This window comes from Mesorhizobium sp. M7A.F.Ca.US.005.03.1.1 (assembly GCF_003997975.1).
In the GTDB taxonomy this organism is placed as follows: Bacteria; Pseudomonadota; Alphaproteobacteria; order Rhizobiales; family Rhizobiaceae; genus Mesorhizobium; species Mesorhizobium ciceri.
In genome coordinates this window covers 27,827-44,223 of record NZ_RZRO01000028.1, presented here as the reverse complement: position 1 = coordinate 44,223, position 16,397 = coordinate 27,827, and the positions used below count along the sequence as shown (strand labels likewise).

The 16,397-nt window shown below is 59.1% G+C and carries 14 protein-coding genes and 1 riboswitch; of the genes, 7 read left to right on the top strand and 7 right to left on the bottom strand.

All coding sequences use genetic code 11. From position 1 onward, the window contains the following. Window positions 1-292 precede the first annotated feature (292 nt). Genes EN990_RS14410 through EN990_RS14395 form a run of 4 tightly spaced genes read left to right on the top strand, consistent with a single transcriptional unit; the run spans window position 293 to window position 4,533 of the window. Window positions 293-1,459, top strand: a complete 1,167-nt coding sequence (locus EN990_RS14410) for an ABC-three component system protein (protein ID WP_063169421.1) — start codon at window positions 293-295, stop codon at window positions 1,457-1,459. Beyond that, complete coding sequence (locus tag EN990_RS14405; RefSeq protein ID WP_063169420.1) at window positions 1,456-1,968, top strand: three component ABC system middle component; 513 nt, start codon at window positions 1,456-1,458, stop codon at window positions 1,966-1,968. The genes EN990_RS14410 and EN990_RS14405 overlap by 4 nt, the downstream gene beginning before the upstream one ends. Continuing rightward, window positions 1,969-3,942 carry a DUF3732 domain-containing protein gene (locus tag EN990_RS14400; protein ID WP_063169419.1) on the top strand — a complete coding sequence of 658 codons (1,974 nt, stop codon included), beginning with the start codon at window positions 1,969-1,971 and terminating at the stop codon, window positions 3,940-3,942. A 24-nt stretch (window positions 3,943-3,966) separates the two neighbouring features. Next, a complete protein-coding gene (locus tag EN990_RS14395) occupies window positions 3,967-4,533 on the top strand; it encodes a hypothetical protein (protein ID WP_063169418.1) in 567 nt (188 codons plus the stop codon). A 905-nt stretch (window positions 4,534-5,438) separates the two neighbouring features. Here EN990_RS14395 and EN990_RS14390 read toward each other — a convergent pair. The 7 genes from EN990_RS14390 to EN990_RS14355 all read right to left on the bottom strand — a co-directional run bounded on the left by EN990_RS14390 (window position 5,439) and on the right by EN990_RS14355 (window position 11,422). Beyond that, the gene (locus EN990_RS14390; protein WP_063169417.1) at window positions 5,439-6,254 is read right to left on the bottom strand and encodes a hydroxymethylpyrimidine/phosphomethylpyrimidine kinase; all 816 of its coding nucleotides are present in this window, start codon (window positions 6,252-6,254) and stop codon (window positions 5,439-5,441) included. Continuing rightward, on the bottom strand, window positions 6,245-6,850 hold the full coding sequence (locus EN990_RS14385; protein ID WP_063169416.1) for a thiamine phosphate synthase: 606 nt from the start codon (window positions 6,848-6,850) through the stop codon (window positions 6,245-6,247). The genes EN990_RS14390 and EN990_RS14385 overlap by 10 nt, the downstream gene beginning before the upstream one ends. Beyond that, on the bottom strand, window positions 6,847-7,620 hold the full coding sequence (locus EN990_RS14380) for a thiazole synthase (protein ID WP_024504259.1): 774 nt from the start codon (window positions 7,618-7,620) through the stop codon (window positions 6,847-6,849). The genes EN990_RS14385 and EN990_RS14380 overlap by 4 nt, the downstream gene beginning before the upstream one ends. A gap of 1 nt (window position 7,621) precedes the next feature. Next, on the bottom strand, window positions 7,622-7,819 hold the full coding sequence (gene thiS, locus EN990_RS14375) for a sulfur carrier protein ThiS (protein WP_024504260.1): 198 nt from the start codon (window positions 7,817-7,819) through the stop codon (window positions 7,622-7,624). Then, window positions 7,788-8,789, bottom strand: coding sequence for a glycine oxidase ThiO (gene thiO / locus EN990_RS14370; protein ID WP_063169415.1), 1,002 nt, complete (start codon window positions 8,787-8,789; stop codon window positions 7,788-7,790). The genes thiS and thiO overlap by 32 nt, the downstream gene beginning before the upstream one ends. Then, a complete protein-coding gene (thiC, locus tag EN990_RS14365; protein ID WP_063169414.1) occupies window positions 8,786-10,621 on the bottom strand; it encodes a phosphomethylpyrimidine synthase ThiC in 1,836 nt (611 codons plus the stop codon). Before thiC ends, thiO begins: the two co-directional genes overlap by 4 nt. A gap of 103 nt (window positions 10,622-10,724) precedes the next feature. Further along, window positions 10,725-10,841: riboswitch (TPP riboswitch) on the bottom strand. Window positions 10,842-11,158: 317 nt separating this feature from the next. After that, the gene (locus EN990_RS14355; RefSeq protein WP_082826710.1) at window positions 11,159-11,422 is read right to left on the bottom strand and encodes a hypothetical protein; all 264 of its coding nucleotides are present in this window, start codon (window positions 11,420-11,422) and stop codon (window positions 11,159-11,161) included. 491 nt (window positions 11,423-11,913) lie between these two features. On the opposite strand from EN990_RS14355, the gene EN990_RS14350 reads away from it, so the two are divergent. From EN990_RS14350 to EN990_RS14340, 3 genes are read left to right on the top strand one after another with little or no spacing between them, the layout of a single operon-like run. Next, window positions 11,914-13,251 (top strand): metallophosphoesterase, encoded by a 1,338-nt coding sequence (locus tag EN990_RS14350; protein ID WP_063169413.1) that lies wholly within the window; start codon window positions 11,914-11,916, stop codon window positions 13,249-13,251. Window positions 13,252-13,253: 2 nt separating this feature from the next. Next, complete coding sequence (locus EN990_RS14345) at window positions 13,254-15,320, top strand: hypothetical protein (RefSeq protein ID WP_063169412.1); 2,067 nt, start codon at window positions 13,254-13,256, stop codon at window positions 15,318-15,320. Next, window positions 15,317-16,372: a hypothetical protein gene (locus EN990_RS14340; RefSeq protein ID WP_063169411.1), complete on the top strand. Its 1,056-nt coding sequence runs from the start codon at window positions 15,317-15,319 to the stop codon at window positions 16,370-16,372. The genes EN990_RS14345 and EN990_RS14340 overlap by 4 nt, the downstream gene beginning before the upstream one ends. Window positions 16,373-16,397: the final 25 nt, after the last annotated feature.

Sequence of the window (16,397 nt, the reverse complement as noted above, 5' to 3'; positions counted from 1 at the left end):
AGGACGCCGAATTTGACGGCAAGTATGCGCCCAAAGTCAGACGTTCCGGCAAACTTCGCGTTCGTCCAAAAGCGGACATATCGCCCGAGCCATAGACGGCCCCGATGTGCCCATAATGGACGTCCTGCAAATTCATTGTCCTGCCGAATCTGGACTTCGAGAGCTGGCCCTAAACAGCAATTGTATCGCGCCTAGCCGTCCTATCGCCGGGGCGCCAATTGTAAACAACGGCGAACTATACCAATATCGTTACTGGCTTCTTCCGGTGCGACTCGGGAGAACGGGATGGGCAATGAACGCGAAGACGCAAACGGGAAAACACAGCGCCGCTGGCCAATACCTCGGCTATGCGCTTCAACCTGTACGCCTTTGCTTTCACCTGCTCAACGCGCCTAGCGGCGCCTTGGTCTCTCTTGAACATTTAGACGATGTGGCGGTTCACCTGGTCGGCGGCGAAGTCGTTCTTGAGCAAAGCAAGAGCGCACTGAAGCAAAATCCGATATCCGACTGGGCTGCGGACCTGTGGAAGTCTCTGGCCAACTGGCTCAGCTTCATGGCGGCGGGAGAGATCGACCCGGCGACCAGCCATTTCCGGCTATATGTCACACCGGTGAAGGCGGGTGCCTTCGCGATCGCGCTGAACGACGCGAAAACAGATGCCGACGTGGAGGCGCTGGTCGCTAACCTCGCCAAAGCCCACAGCAAGCTGAAAGCTGCACCGGCATGCGACGCCGACGTCCAAGCTTTCCTGAACGCTGATGCGGCTCATTGCGCCGCCTTGGTCAAGAATCTCGCCGTTATCAGCGTCGATGCAGATCCCGTCGATCCGATACGCGCGATCTTCAAGCCGACGGTCTCTCCGCTCATCATCGACCTAGTGTGCGAACGCGCGATCGGCGCTGCGAAGGAGGCGGCGGACAGGCTGATTAGAGCTGGCAAGCCCGCCATCTTGGACGTGGACGCGTTTCAGGCCGAGCAAAGAGCATTTGTTCAGAAGAACAACCTTCCAGGGCTGCTGTCGTCTTTCACCAAGCAACCGCCTGTCGAGGCCATCGAACAATTGATCGCCGACCGTCCCGCCTTCGTCCGCCAACTCGAGCTGATCGAGGTGGGAGACGAAGCGTGCGTCCGGGCTGTTAGCGATTACCTTAGGACGCTCGCCGACATCTCGATCTGGGGCGAAAGCGGGCTAATCTTTGAGAAGAACCTAAGTGACTGGGACGATGATCTTGTCGGTCGCTATGAGCACGTCAGTGCAGAGGTGCACGACATACAGGCCGGACACCCCGCAACGGTTCGTGGTAGAATAGTTTACAGGCGCTGCGCGCAGTTGCAGCCTCCACTCGATGGTCGAGTCGTCCCCGGTCATTTCGTCCACGGATCATTCAACGCCCTTGCCCACGGCCTGCGCCTCGGCTGGCATCCCGACTACCAGACTCTTTTGGAGCCAGCGACTTGATTGAGGCTGGCCGATCGCACCTACCGCTCAGCGACCTCGCCCTTGTCCAGAATCCAGGACTTGGGGCTTTCGCATTGTGGCAATTTGGCCAAGGTTTCCAGGCTGAGGACGAACGTCCAGCGCCGTTCGCCTTGGCGTTTCTCGTGCTGCCAATCGTCCTGCATCGCGCAACGCTCGAAATCGTGACTTCGACAAACCGACCCTCTGGACTGGCGCTCTTCGCGGCCAAGCTCGGGAAGGAACGGGAACAACTCCTCGCCGTCCACGAGCGAGCGCTGCTGCTGCGTACTCTGACATTGCAATCGGCCGCTGTCGGTGTGAGCGGGCGGCTGCTGTCCGTGGATTACAAGGATGCTACTTTAAGAGCAAACGTACCAGAACCGAAACCGAGGAGGCTCGTCCTTCCAGAGCGCGTCAAGCACCTCGGACCTGCCTCGGAGAAATTGGGTTTCTGGTTTTCGAACCTGGGGACCGCGCAGGTGGCCAACCTGTTACGGGTGGAGTTCTAGATGTATTTCCAGCTTCGAAAACTGATCCTTTGGCCCCGCAATGGTGCAGCGCCGCGGGTCGTCAAGTTCGAGCCCGGTGTCGTCAACGTCATCAGCGGCGCGTCGAAGACCGGGAAGTCCGCCGTTATCCCTATTGTTGATTACTGTCTGGGCTCGGAGAAATGCGCGATTCCGGTGGGCGTAATCCGCGAGAACTGCAGCTGGTTCGGCATTCTGATCGAGACGCTGGAGGGCGAAAAGCTCTTGGCGCGACGCGAACCGGGGGACCAACAGAGCACAGGCGACATGGTGCTGCTGGAGGGCGCACAGGTCGAAATTCCGGAGACGATCACCGACAAGACCACCAATGTCGACACGGTCAAGCGCGCGATGAACCGCCTGGCAGGACTGACTGACCTCGACTTCGAACCAGGTACAGAGAATGGATTCAAGCAAAGGCCAAGCTTCCGCGACCTCATGGCCTTCACGTTCCAACCTCAGAACGTGATCGCCAATCCCGACGTGATGTTTTTCAAGGCCGATACGACGGAACACCGGGAGAAGCTAAAGACCATCTTCCCGTACGTTCTGGGCGCGGTCACGGCAAAGATTCTCCAGGCGCGGTTTGAGATCGATCGGCTCCAGCGCAACCTCCGCCGGAAGGAGGCTGAGCTACGCGCGATCGTGTCGGCAACTGGCGCTTGGCGGGCGGAGGCGGAGGCGTGGCTGCGTCAGGCAGTCGAACTTGGCCTAGTCGATTCCTCCACTGAAGTGCCGAAGGACTGGAGTGACGTTGTTGACCTGCTTCGGCGCGTGTCGAACAGCAACTCAAGTCTTGCTCGACCAAGCCTGGCCGGCATCGATGTGGTGCTGACGCGTCTGGAAACCCTTCGTGCGTCGGAAACTGAAATCGCCGCGCGACTTACCGAGCATCGTCAGCGCCTGAACGAACTGCGCCGTCTGGTGGAGAGCAGCGAGGCGTACGGCGACGCCATGCGCATCCAACGTGACCGCTTGGACCTTTCCACGTGGCTGAGGGACTTGGCCGACGAGTTCGCCGATCCGTTGGTCGCACTCGGGGACGGCGGCCGCGAGAAGGTCTTGGCCCTTTGCGACAACCTCGGCGGTCTGGAGATCCGACTGCGGACCCACCCTGCGATGTCTAACACGCTTGACAAGGAAATCCTGCGCCAGCGCGGCGCCGCTGAAGCGGTCCTATCTGAGTTGAACGATGTCCGTAGCGAGATAGCGGTGCTGGAACGGGACTCTGACGTCGCCCGAGACGAGGCCAATCGCTTCGATAGGCTTGAGCGCTTCCTCGGTCGATTGGAGCAGGCGTTGCACGTCTACGACCGCGCCGACCAGTCGTCGGATTTGCGGCAGGAACTCACCTCGCTGCAGGCCGATATTGCAACGCTGCAAAAGACGATCTCCGAGGCCGACATCCAGCGCAAGCTATTCAACGCGTTGCACCAAGTCTCCCATCATGCCAATCGGCTGATTCCGCAGCTTGACGCGGAGTGGCCCGAGGCCCCGATTAGGCTGTTGATTGAAGACCTGACCGTCAAGGTGACTAGGGGAACGCGTGAGGACTACCTGTGGGAGATTGGCAGCGGCGCCAATTGGCTCGCGTATCACGTCGCACTAATGCTTGCGCTGCAGCACTACTTCCTGGCCGAACCTCATCACCCAGTCCCTGGTCAGCTGATCTTCGACCAACCTAGCCAAGTCTATTTTCCTAAGCGGGCGGCGGGCGACGAGGGCCCCGACCTCATCGCGTGGAGGGATCAGGACGTGGTCGCCGTCAGGAAGGTCTTTGCGCTCCTAGGCGCTGAGGTCATGGCCGCGAAAGGTCGCCTCCAGATCATCGTGCTGGATCATGCAGATGAGGACGTCTGGGGCAAGCTTCCCGGAGTCAAGTTGATTGAGGAATGGCGTGGACAGGCCCTCGTGCCTCAGGCTTGGATTGCCGCCGCATCTTCCAACGGTGGATAATAATCTGCTGCCAGAGGAGAAGGCATGGCGAACGTGGACGAGATCAACCGTCTGACGGCCCTTGGCTTGAACGTCATCACAGCCATGGATGTCGCGGAAGGAAAACTAGACGAAGCCTTCGAGGTCGCCCGCGCTCAGGAGAAACGCAAGGTCGACATCTGGTGCAAAGGAAGAAAGAACATTCCGGTTGCACTGACTGCGATATGGGACTGCGATCCTGCAAACTTCTATCTCGCGTTCGACGGCGATGATCCCAGCGACCACGCTTCGACGGATTTCATTCTTATCGACGCTGATGTCACTGACGTTGGCGGCAGGCTTACCTACGCCGCCAGCAGGGACAAGGGTCCTTGGCATCAACGTTACAAGAGCAAGAGCTGTGGGATCGCCTACCGATGGCTGCATGGCCGCGGTGTCACACCGCCTTTGCTCGGCGAGTACCAAGGCCAAGTTCACATCGTAGGAGGCATGCACCGCTTCCATCTTGCCAAGCACTATGGGACGACGCGCATGCCATTCCTCGTCCGGAGGGCCGAACTAGCCGCAGTAATGGCGTTGATCCCCTCGGCGACCGACACCGCCAACTCGTAATGGCGGGGACTGCAGAAAAGAAGCGAATGAGTTGCGAACTTACCGGGATCACTCCCCGAAAGCTGACCGACGGCTTCCGGCCCCGTTGCGGCCATTCTTACTCCCGCACTTTGGCTTTTCCAGCGCTAAACCGGCCTTGGGCGATGAATGGAAACGGTCAGATGTTCCCGGTCTGTGCTCGAAAAGTCGCATAAAAGGGCAGACTGGTGTGACGTCCGGAATTATTGGGCCTTTCACGGGTTTACCGGTCCCGAATTATCGGTTGCTGGCGGGCGGGCTATGCGATTGAAAACAGGAGAGTTTTCTGGCTAAGGGTGGGGTTTCAGACTGAGTTTACCAATGCCCTTAATGACGATTAATTCTGGATTGGCATCAGGTGATTGGGTTTGCGCAGAATATAGCCGCCCTTATTGGTAAACCCGCTCACGGTCGACAACGGATTGGTCAACCTAGGACGACAGGATTGGTAAACCGGAGCCGCCCTATCGACGAAGGTCTAGCTTGGCGCATTCACTGTCGCCGGTAGGCAGATATTCGGGCGACAATCGGGACCAGCGTGCGACGCCGCCAAGCGTGAGACACGTCGGCTACGCCGCAAATCGACACGGTTTGACCGGGCGCAATACCGCACCGATCTTCTAATCTCGGCTTAATTCCGGAGAGAGGCAGATAATTCCGGACGCCACACTGATTGGTAACCTAAGGCCACCCACCACGCGGATTGGTAGCCCACAGGAATAGGTTTGGTAACCCTTATCGAGTGAGGGCCGCTCGTACCTTTCGGCGGGTTCGTTTCAGTTCTAAGCCCGGCTTAATTCTGGACAACGACAGATAATTCTGGACGGCACAGTGGAACTCAACGCGTTGTAAGGATGGCATAGAGAAGCAGTAGCCCTCCAGTCTCGCTACTGGAAAAATTCTGGAAAATGGGTCTGCTTGGCTGGACGCAGAACGTTGTGATTATTCAGCCGGCATTTCTGAAGCTTCTCGAACACAAACAGCTTGCCTTCGCGCACGCTATCTTCGAGCGACTTCGCCTTCGCCAGATGCGCCGCAATCGCGCTGGCCAGCATGCAACCTGTTCCGCGCATCGATATAGCAAGGCGCGGCGTGTCGAAGTGGATGGGTTCATGATCGGAGCGTAACAGAATATCGGCCGATCGGGGACCCGACGCGTGCCCACCCTTGATCAGCAGGGCCTGAGGGCCGACGGCCTGCAGTCTTTGTCCTTGTTGGAGCGCACCGTCCTCATCCGAAGCCGGTTCGGAACCAGTAAGGAGCGCCAGTTCAGGAAGGTTGGGCGTGACAATGCAGCAAAGCGGCATCAAATCGCGCTTCATGGCAGCGATAGCGCCTGCTTCCAGAAGTGCGCGGCCTGAGGTGGAGGCCAGCACAGGGTCGAGTACTGCCGGCACTTGCGGAAATTTGCGCAGCACTGCGGCAACGGCAACAATGATCTTGGCAGTCGCCAGCATGCCGATCTTGATTGTGGCTACGTCGTTGGCCTGTAGCGCGGCACACATCTGATTGGCCACCATGCTGGGTGGCGAATGATGGATTTCGATCACGGCGTCGTGCGTTTGCACCGTTAGCGCTGTGACGGCGAGACAGGTGCGCACGCCAACGGCAGAGATCGTCTCGATGTCGCGTGCTATTCCAGCACCCCCGCTGGAATCTGATCCGCCAACGACAAGCACATGCGGTTCTCGTCTCATCGCCATCGGTCCGTCTTTTCGATCCATTCTCGCGTGCGCGCTTCGGGGTCGAAGCTCAACGTGATGTCCGTGACCACTGCGGCGCTGTTGGCGCCGGCCTCAAAGACGCCGTCGAGGCGGTCGGGGTTGAGGCCGCCGATGGCGACCAATGGGATCGGCGCCACCCGCCGCTTCCACTCGCTGATCCGCTCTAGCCCTTGCGGTGCCCACTTCATTTTCTTCAAAGTGGTGGGATAGATCGGACCGAGCGCGACATAGTCGGGCTCGGCAAACATGGCCGTTTCCAGCTCGACATGATCATGCGTGCTCAATCCGAGCCTGACGCCCGCTGCCCGTATCCTCGAGAGGTCGGCCGTTTGCAAATCCTCCTGGCCCAGATGCACGAAATCGCAGCCTTCCTCGATTGCCAGGCGCCAATAATCATTGATGATGAGCTGGCTTTTGTGTTGGACACACCAGGCCTTCGACTTGCGGATCTCCGCGCGCAGCCCGGTTTCATCCATGGTTTTGATGCGAAGCTGAATCAGCTTGACGCCGAGCGGCGCCAACCTTTCGATCCAGGCGGCGCTGTCGACGATCAGGTAGAAGGGATCGAGCTTCATGAAAAAACGGCCCTGCCGACCATCGGTGTCGATGGCACGGCGACGTCGCGCGGTTCGAGCATTCCCGAACTGAACGCCTCACGACCGGCGTCGACCGCCTTACCGAAAGCACGCGCCATGCCGACCGGATCTGCCGCCTTGGCGACCGCTGTGTTCAGGAGCACGGCGTCAAAGCCGAGTTCCATGACGGTGGCCGCGTGCGACGGCCGTCCGAGCCCCGCATCCACAATCAGCGGGACGCCAGGGAAATATCCGCGCATCGAGCGCAGCGCCGTCATGTTGACCGGTCCCAAGGCGGAACCGATCGGTGCGCACCACGGCATCAGGACCTTGCAGCCCGCTTCCAGCAGCCGCTCGGCGACAACGAGATCGTCGGTGGTATAGGGGAATACCGCAAAGCCGTCCTCGCACAGGATGCGGGCGGCTTCAACCAGACCGAACACATCCGGCTGTAGCGTGTCGTGATTGCCGATCACTTCGAGCTTGATCCAGTTGGTGCCGAAGACCTCGCGCGCCATTTTCGCGGTGGTGACGGCTTCCTTGACGGAGAGGCAGCCGGCGGTATTGGGCAGGGTTCTGGCGCCCAGCGAGCGGATCAACGACCAGAATTGTTCGCCGGCCCTACCGCCCGCCATCTCACGCCGCAACGAGACGGTCACCACCGACGTGCCCGATGCCTTGACTGCATCGGCAAGGATGGCCGGCGAAGGATACTGAGCCGTGCCGAGAAGCAGGCGCGACGAAAGCTCGGTTCCATAAAGCTCCAACATGCTAGCCGCCCTGCATGGGCGAGAGGATTTCGATCCGGTCGCCGTCGCTCAACTGGAACTCCGCGCGGTTGGCTTTGTGCACGAGGTCGCTGTTGACGGCGGTGGCGAGCCAATCGCCCTCATAGTCGAGCGCGGCAAGCAACTCGGCCAGCGTGGTGGCGGCAATCTCACGCGCCTCGCCGTTGACCATCAGTTTCATGAGCATGCTCCTTGGTTCTGTCTTGACTGAAAACCAGGTCGGCAGCCTGGCGCGCCATGGCGGGGGCGAGGAGAAAACCGTGACGATAAAGACCGTTGATCGCGATGATCTCACCGTCTGTTTCGACGCGTGGCAAATTGTCGGGAAATGCCGGACGGACACCCACACCGGTTTCAACGATCTCGGCCTCACCAAAGGCCGGATGGAGGGCATGGGCGGCGCCCAGCAGCTCCATCATGGAACGCGCCGTCACCGGTCCGGCGCTCTGGCTTTCAATCATCGTCGCTCCGATCATGAAACGGTGATCGGTGCGCGGCACGGCATAAAGCGGAAAGCGTGGATGAAGCAAACGGACCGGCCGCGACAGCGAGACATCAGGCGTGCGAAGGATCAGCATTTCGCCGCGAACACCGCGCAGCCTGTCATCGGCCGCTGCCATTCCCATGCAGTCTATCTGACGGGCGAATCCCGAAACAGGCCGGGCGTCGCAGCCGAAGTGGAATTTGACACCCATGGTCGCAAGCTTGTCATGAAGTGCCGCCATCGCCGGGCGTGGGTCGAGGTGAGCCTCGTCGGGGAAGAGCAATCCACGCCGGAAGCGGCCGGCGAGGTCGGGTTCCAGGAGCGCAATTTCGTTTTCATCGACGCGCCGATGCCCTGACGTGCGACTGGCGAACCGGTCAAGCTCACCGGCATCACGCGGCGCGGCCACGACCAATGTCCCGGCCCGTGTCACCTGACCCGACAGCACCGCATCCCACCAGTCGGCAGCATCGCGTCCGAGATCCAGCACCGGCTGCTCCGCGCTTTCGCGCTCGCACCATGGCGCCAGCATGCCGCCGGCGAACCACGACGCGTTGCCACCAAGGCCATGCCGCATCTCGGCGACGGTGACCGTCGCGCCGCGGGCGGCGAGTTCGAAAGCGACGGTGAGGCCGGCAACGCCGGCCCCTTTGACGAGCACCCTCATGATGGTTTGGGAGCCTCTGGCACGACCGGTACGCCAGTCTCGTCCGCCTGCATGTAGAGATCGCCGCCCTCCCGGTATTTTGCCGCCATTGCCGCCATGCCTTCCTTCTGGGCCTCGGCACGGATGTCGTGGGAAATGCGCATGGAGCAGAATTTCGGCCCGCACATCGAACAAAAATGTGCCAGCTTGTGCGCCTCCTTGGGCAAGGTCTGGTCGTGGAAGGACCGTGCGGTTTCGGGGTCGAGCGACAGGTTGAACTGGTCCTCCCAGCGGAACTCGAAGCGCGCGCGCGAAAGGGCATCATCCCTGGTTTTCGCTGCCGGATGGCCCTTCGCCAGATCGGCTGCATGGGCGGCTATCTTGTAGGTGATCACGCCAATCTTGACGTCGTTGCGGTCGGGAAGGCCGAGATGCTCTTTCGGCGTGACGTAGCAAAGCATTGCGGTGCCGAACCAGCCTATCATGGCGGCACCTATCCCTGAGGTGATGTGGTCATAGCCCGGCGCGATGTCGGTCGTCAGCGGCCCCAACGTGTAGAACGGCGCCTCACCGCACACTGCGAGCTGCTTGTCCATGTTCTGCTTGATCTTGTGCATGGGGACATGGCCCGGGCCTTCGATCATCACCTGGCAGTCCTTTGCCCAGGCAATCTTGGTGAGTTCTCCAAGTGTTTCCAGTTCGGCGAATTGCGCCGCGTCGTTCGCATCGGCGATTGAACCGGGACGAAGGCCGTCGCCGAGCGAGAAGGAGACGTCATAGGCTCTGGCGATGTCGCAGATCTCCTCGAAATGCTCGTAGAGGAAGCTCTCCCGGTGATGGTGCAGGCACCATTTGGCCATGATCGAGCCGCCGCGCGAGACGATGCCCGTGACCCGGTCGACGGTCAGCGGGATGTAGTGCAGCCGCACGCCGGCGTGGATGGTGAAATAGTCGACGCCTTGCTCGGCCTGCTCGATCAGCGTGTCGCGGTAGACCTCCCAGTTCAGATCCTCGGCGATGCCGTTGACCTTTTCCAGCGCCTGATAGAGCGGCACCGTACCGATCGGCACCGGCGCATTGCGCACGATCCAGTCGCGGATGTTGTGGATGTTGCGGCCGGTCGACAGGTCCATCACCGTGTCCGCGCCCCAGCGGATAGCCCAGACCATTTTTTCGACCTCTTCGGCCATCGACGATGTGACAGCCGAGTTACCGATGTTGGCGTTGATCTTGACCAGAAAATTGCGACCGATGATCATCGGCTCGCTCTCGGGATGATTGATGTTGGCGGGAATGATTGCGCGCCCGCGCGCCACCTCGTCGCGCACGAATTCGGGTGTGACGAAATCTGGGATCGCCGCGCCGAAGGCTTCGCCGTCGCGTTGCAGCTTGCCGCGCATCACCTCGCGGCCGAGATTCTCGCGGATGGCTACGAACTCCATTTCTGGCGTGATGATGCCGGCGCGCGCATAGGCAAGTTGGGTCACCGCCTTGCCCTGCTTGGCCTTGAGCGGCCGATTGCGTATCGGAAATTCCGGTGTCAGGCGCTCGCCGGTGGCGAATCCATTGTCTTCCGGCCGGACGTGGCGGCCGTCATAGGCTTCGACATCGCCACGCGCCGTGACCCATTCGTGGCGAAGCCGGGCAAGGCCTTTTTCGATGCTGGTTTCGACTGATGGATCGGTGTAGGGGCCGGACGGATCGTAGACGGTGACGGGCGGTTCGCCGGCCGTCGGATGGACGGAAATCTCGCGCATCGGCACCCTGATCTGCGGGTAGAGGACGCCGGGCTTGTGGATTTTCCGCGAGGCGGGCAGTGGTCCCGTCGATACGGCGGGGGTGAGGGCATTCATCGTGAGGCTCCTTTGCTCATGCATTGGAGACCCAGTTCTGTGCCGGAAGGATGAAAAGACGCTTCTGTAGACCTGCTGCAACAGGACCTCGGGCGTAAACTCCCGCAAAGCGCTTGCACCGTCCCTACGCCAGTATGAACTGGATCAGGTTCAACGGGTCACTGCGCCGCGAAAGCCAGCAGTATCTCAGCCCCTTGCCGGGACTCCCCTGGTGAATGCCTTAGGTTGAACGGGCTGACGCTATCTTGTCAAGCGCATTCGGGCGCCTTCGGCCGGTGGCGACGACCGGCGGCCAGCCGGGCGGAGAGCTCGCGCATGCATCGGGGACAAGTCACGCCCCGTAGACCGGGGCTGAATGGCCAAAGCCTCATTCGCTTCGTGAAGGATGGAGAAACTGTATTGGCCATGTGCGCGTATCGACCAAGTAGCTCAGGCGGTCACGGATGTGGTTATTCTGGTCGAAGGTGACGAACGGCCTTGGGGGTCACCTCCTTTAGGATTCAGAGGTTGGAAGACGGCTTCTCGCGATCACGGCCATCAGGAAATACCTGTCTTCGGCTCAACCTCGACATGGCGTCCGATCGACCGCAGATATACAGCTATCTCGTTCATGAGATGATCGCGTTCGCCGTAGATTTCAGCAATCCTACGCAGCTGTGGCTCGACGGCCCTCCGTTGCGCTGGCGTGAAATCAGCATCGCCAAAGACGTATCCCAAGTTGCCAATCGCGCAAATTTTGCAGCCGGCGTCCACAACTGCTTGTACGAATGCCGGAATGTCTTTTTCTTGCATGGTCTTCATGTCGAACCTCTCGTGAATGGCGTGCTTGCGCCCCAATCTGCCTTTTCAGCGTGTCCTCTGGGCGGCGCAAGCCCTGAGCGTGACTGTGCACGGGCAACCTCGACTATCCCATCTGCCACGCTCTTTAGAATCGGTGGGGTCTGGTGATCGCAGGCTGGGCCACTCAAAAGCCTGCAAGAAGAAAGTCATGGCGACCATTGCTCAAGATCGCAAGGGTGCGTGCAAGACCTTCCGTTGGCAGTCATGCACGCTCGCTCAGAGATAGTCCGGCCGCGGAAATTCTCCCTTATTCGTAAGAAAGCTCATTGAGCAACTGGGCATTGAGCAACTGGGTCTCACGTCACGGGTCTCGTGTGCTTCACAGCCGAAAAATAGCCGCCGTGGCAATTCTCGAAAAGTGCAGGCTACCTCGTTAAGGACACTGCGGATGATCGTTCGCGCTTGGCAAAAGCGAACGGATTAGTCTATGGCTCTCGGCAGGGGGGCGAGTTATGCGGCGGGTGCGAATCCTTCAAGTAGGCGATATTCACTATCCGGACTGGCATCCTTCCTCTAGCAACATCGATGCCAAGGATAGCAAGTTCGCTCCGAAAATAACGCAGAAGCTACGCGCGTCTTCGCTGCGTGCCGTCTTGACGAAACTTCGGCGGCTGACGACTTCGAAGCCCTTGGATTCGATCGCCTTCATGGGGGATTTCACGAGCCGTGGCGACAAGACCTTCATTGCTTCGGCATTCCAGCATTTCACGTTGCTCTGCCGCGCACAGGGACGCAGTTCAAAGGCGCTTCCGTTGATATTCGTACCGGGAAATCACGATGTGAACCGTGATGACGCGCGCGAACTTGGACCGACTGAGAAATTCAGCGAAATGGCGAGTTTAGCCGCCCGCTTGGGTTGGCAGACCGTTCCCGTGGACCAACCCGTGCACTTCAGACTTCCGACAGGATCCGCAGGCGCAAACTTCATCCTCGTCAACACAGCGATAGGCAGTTGGGAGCTTCAAAACCTTCCCGCGTTCCTTCGTGATCGTCTCGAGGCACTCAGTCCTTCTACAGAGCCTCTAGATCTCGGCTCGCCGGACATCTCGGGACATTCGCCCGCGACACCTCCCAGCGATCCAGACAAGGAGGCGTCCGACGACGAGTATTACGGTCAGATGGACACGCCATACATCTCGCGTGAGATGCTTGCAGGCCTACAGGAATTGCTCCAGCAGCCCGACATGCGTTACGGCATCATAATCGGCCATCACAATCTGCTGCCACAAAAGACTCCGCGCATTACGCCATACGCGGAGATGCTCAACAGCGGATTTGTCAGAACTCAGCTGCTGCAGGGCAACAAGCCTATCGTCTACCTGCATGGACACATACATGCTGATCCGGTCGAGATCGTCAACGATCCAAGGTTTCCGGACGGCAAATTGATCTGCATCTCAGCACCAGAGATACAGTCAGGTTTCAATGAGCTCGTCTTCTTCACGACCGATCAGGGAGAGCTCGTCGGCATCCGACTTATACCCTACCGCACCAATGTCGCCGACGGGACGGTCATGGAAGGCGAACATTGCTTTATTTCGACCATGTCCAACGGCAAGGCCTTTCTGAACAACGACACGTTTGACCTGCTGCGCCGACTGCGCGACCATGCCACCAGGCGCGGGAATGGGTTACTCTTCTGGGACGAGATCACTGAGATTGCTGCCTCCGCCGAGCTCGGGCTAGATCTGGAAGACTCTCTTCTGATGCTCCAAGCGGCGCGCTTCATCGAGATAGACGGCCTCACCAAGGCAAACTCGGCTTGGCGCATTAAGGTAAGGGACGAATAGCGATGGAGAATCCGTTCGGCCCCAACAGGATCGAGTACGAAAGCCGCCCGATACTGTGGTTCAGTCAGAAGTCGGCGTTGATTTCTGCCGCCGCCAAGCCGGTCTTCGTCGCAGGGACGAGAGGCAGCGGCAAGACCAGCATTCTTCGCTCGCTTTCCACAGTCCATATTCTTGAAGACAAAAGTCTCTCGGACCAAGTCGGCAAGCTCGCTTGGTATGGCGTCTTCTTCCAGCTCAATGAGACATTCTCGCCCCTAATCGACAACGCCGTTCTGAACCTCATTCCGGAGCGGATACGCTTCGACACGGCCGCCGTGATCCCGCGGCAATTCGTAATCTTCTCTCACTATCTGGAGCTGAAGATAGTCGAACGCCTGCTCGAGAGCATCGGCCAGCTCAGACGCGACGGCCACTTGAAATACCGGGCCTCCGAAGATAGGGACGTCGCCCTGGCACTGCATCGCGAAGTGCTGCACTTCATACCCCAACCTGCCCGTCTCGACTTCTTCAGCATCGATGAGCTGCGGGGTGGGATAACCCGGTACGTCGACGAATGCTTCAACGCGTTCTTCTTTGCCGCCGATGCCGGAGCGACCGGCTTCAGAGCAACAGACCCTGGCGCGATCATTAACAAGGTCGCGACCGCGATCACTCCACTTTTAAATGGCCCATCTTTCGCCGGTGACAGGGCGCCCTTCTTCAAGATACTGATTGACGACTGTGAAGCACTGACACCGCTCCAACAGCAGTTCCTGAACACCTTGGTGAGAAAGACGCGCGGCAACGTGAAATGGGTCCTCGCCTACATCGGCGGCCTCTACGACACGATCCGGACGATCATACCCGGCCAGTCGCTCTCGAATGCTGACCGGGACGTCGAGAATCTTGATTCAGTCGATCCGAGGGAGTTCGCCACGCTGTGCGAGAACGTGTCGTCGCTTCGGCTGTACTATGCGCTTCCTGACCATCTGCGGAGTGATCTCGAGCGCAACGATGCGCTCAGCGCGTTTTCGCTCAAAAACCGGCTGGGGCGGCTTTCCGTCAATGACATCATCGAGCGGGTTATCATATCGGGTCATTCCGAGGGCAGAGAAGAGCTTGTGGCACTTGCTGATGCAGCACGTGAATTCCTCTCCGTGAATTTGAGGACGGCGGATCAGCAGCAATTCCTTCTTGATCGAAAAGCGCGCCCTTATGCCGAAGGGCTGGCGCTCGCGCTCATGAACCCGGAAATTAAGCGCCGGCCCATGAGCAAGGCGGATGCTTCAAATCTGAAGAGGTCGATCGCCCGGAAACAGGGATGGGCTTTTCTGAAAGCGTGCCAGATGCTGCGTCTGCATGACTACCCGTACGTAGGGCACCAGATCATCACATCATTGAGCGACGTCTGTATACGCGATTTCCTTGATATAATGGGAGAGATCTTCCGCCGCAGTGTTCCGAGTTCCAGTGATCCACGAAAACTGGTGGAATTCATCAACTCGGATTTACAGATTCATCTCGAACAGCAGAGACAGGCTGTGAACGCCGCCTCTCAACGGAAGCTTGATGGACTTCAGGCGCTTTCACATCCGTACGAAGAAGAGAGCGTGCGCATGGTGCGGGCGTTGGGTTACCTGACCGCTCGCCTCCAGACAGAGTTTGCCGAAGAAAATGCTCTAGGAACGACAGAGAGAGGCATTTTCAGGGTTGATCTAAAGGAAATGCGCTCGCTGGTGAACCGACTGGAGCAACCCAGCGGAAAACTGGACGAGGTCCTGCGTCGGGCGGAAAGGGATGGGTTTATCCGGGAGGTCTCCGCCGCCGGCAACTTTGAGGTGGACCGCGCCGACCCCGCATCGAAGGAGATGATGATCAGATTGCATCGGCGATTTGCACCTTACTTCGGGTTCTCCTATCGCGGCCCGTACGAAATCAACACAATCCCTGCGGCGCGGATGGTCGACCTGCTTTTTACCAGGCATCGGCTCCCAGAAGACTGGGCCGACTCGGTGTTTAAGGAGCTCGTCGCGCGGCCCGCACTCAAGACCGAATTCCAGCACTCGCTTTTCGAGAGCGATCTCGAATGACCGCTTCAACTGTCGAGTATCGAGTCTTCGGCCATCTGGCCGTCACCGAGAAGGCGAGAGATGCAGGTACCTGCGAAACGATGGAGGCAGATATCGCGATCGTCGCGCTTGGATGGGAAACGCGTTTCGCCGCGTTCGAAAACCATCTTGACCTGAAGGTCGGCAAGATCGTGGTTCTGGACTTTGCTCTGAAGGAAGCGAACGTCCCAGCCGTCGAAGAAAACCGGCGAAAGCTCATCGCTATGGGTACCCGATGGGGCGTCGAAGTGACTGTGATCACCCTCGAGCCTTCCATCGAGTATCAGAAGAACATCAATCTCCTCGATCACCTGCTCACTCAGATGGCCGCTTCATGTGGCTCATACGAAGGAAGCCTGCGGAAGGTTTTCGTCGAGTGCTCGACGATGCCGCGAATCTACATCCAATGGCTGATTGCGGTGGCATTCAAGAAAATGTCGATTCAGTCTCTCGAATTCGGGTACGCCGAAGGTATCTACGGGAACGCGATCGGCAAAGAGGATTTTTCCAGCGGCTTGGACCGATACGTCACCGTCCCTCATCTTCAAGGCAGCGGAGGAATGGGCGAAGAGAAAGTCCTGCTCGTGGGGATCGGAGGAGATGCCGACGTATTCTACGGATTGATCGATATCGTCAGTCCGGAACGGATCTCGCTCCTCGTCCCAAGAAGCGACAAGAATGCGCATATCGATGCTTTGCTCGATCAACAGGTGGCCAAGGTACGTGAAACCCACCGGCTCGAAGATGGCGAAGTTCGCGACATCCAGGCTTTCGGGCTGATGGCCCACCTCGATGCTTTCGAGACGTATCTCGACGGGTTCGGCTCGCGTGCGGTGGTGAACGTTTTTGTCAGCGGCCCGAAGGTTCAGGCCATCGCTGCTGCCGTGCTCGCCTGCTCCGACAGCCGCGTCCATCTCAAGGCAAGAATTCCCACCTCCTATGCCCATCGTGAAGTCTCAGCGAATGGGCGGTATCATATCTATAGGCTGATTGACCTGACATCCCCTGCCTGCAGCCTTCCCGGGACGTTCTGACACTATCTTGCATTCGAGTAGCATC

Excerpts from the sequence above, each read along its gene's own strand:
- EN990_RS14385 (WP_063169416.1), bottom strand. The coding sequence starts at position 6,850 with ATGAAGCTCGATCCCTTCTACCTGATCGTCGACAGCGCCGCCTGGATC.
- EN990_RS14390 (WP_063169417.1), bottom strand. The coding sequence starts at position 6,254 with ATGGCGATGAGACGAGAACCGCATGTGCTTGTCGTTGGCGGATCAGAT.
- EN990_RS14340 (WP_063169411.1), top strand. The coding sequence starts at position 15,317 with ATGACCGCTTCAACTGTCGAGTATCGAGTCTTCGGCCATCTGGCCGTC.
- thiO (WP_063169415.1), bottom strand. The coding sequence starts at position 8,789 with ATGAGGGTGCTCGTCAAAGGGGCCGGCGTTGCCGGCCTCACCGTCGCT.
- EN990_RS14380 (WP_024504259.1), bottom strand. The coding sequence starts at position 7,620 with ATGTTGGAGCTTTATGGAACCGAGCTTTCGTCGCGCCTGCTTCTCGGC.
- EN990_RS14350 (WP_063169413.1), top strand. The coding sequence starts at position 11,914 with ATGCGGCGGGTGCGAATCCTTCAAGTAGGCGATATTCACTATCCGGAC.
- EN990_RS14400 (WP_063169419.1), top strand. The coding sequence starts at position 1,969 with ATGTATTTCCAGCTTCGAAAACTGATCCTTTGGCCCCGCAATGGTGCA.
- thiS (WP_024504260.1), bottom strand. The coding sequence starts at position 7,819 with ATGAAACTGATGGTCAACGGCGAGGCGCGTGAGATTGCCGCCACCACG.
- EN990_RS14410 (WP_063169421.1), top strand. The coding sequence starts at position 293 with ATGAACGCGAAGACGCAAACGGGAAAACACAGCGCCGCTGGCCAATAC.
- thiC (WP_063169414.1), bottom strand. The coding sequence starts at position 10,621 with ATGAATGCCCTCACCCCCGCCGTATCGACGGGACCACTGCCCGCCTCG.
- EN990_RS14355 (WP_082826710.1), bottom strand. The coding sequence starts at position 11,422 with ATGAAGACCATGCAAGAAAAAGACATTCCGGCATTCGTACAAGCAGTT.
- EN990_RS14345 (WP_063169412.1), top strand. The coding sequence starts at position 13,254 with ATGGAGAATCCGTTCGGCCCCAACAGGATCGAGTACGAAAGCCGCCCG.
- EN990_RS14395 (WP_063169418.1), top strand. The coding sequence starts at position 3,967 with ATGGCGAACGTGGACGAGATCAACCGTCTGACGGCCCTTGGCTTGAAC.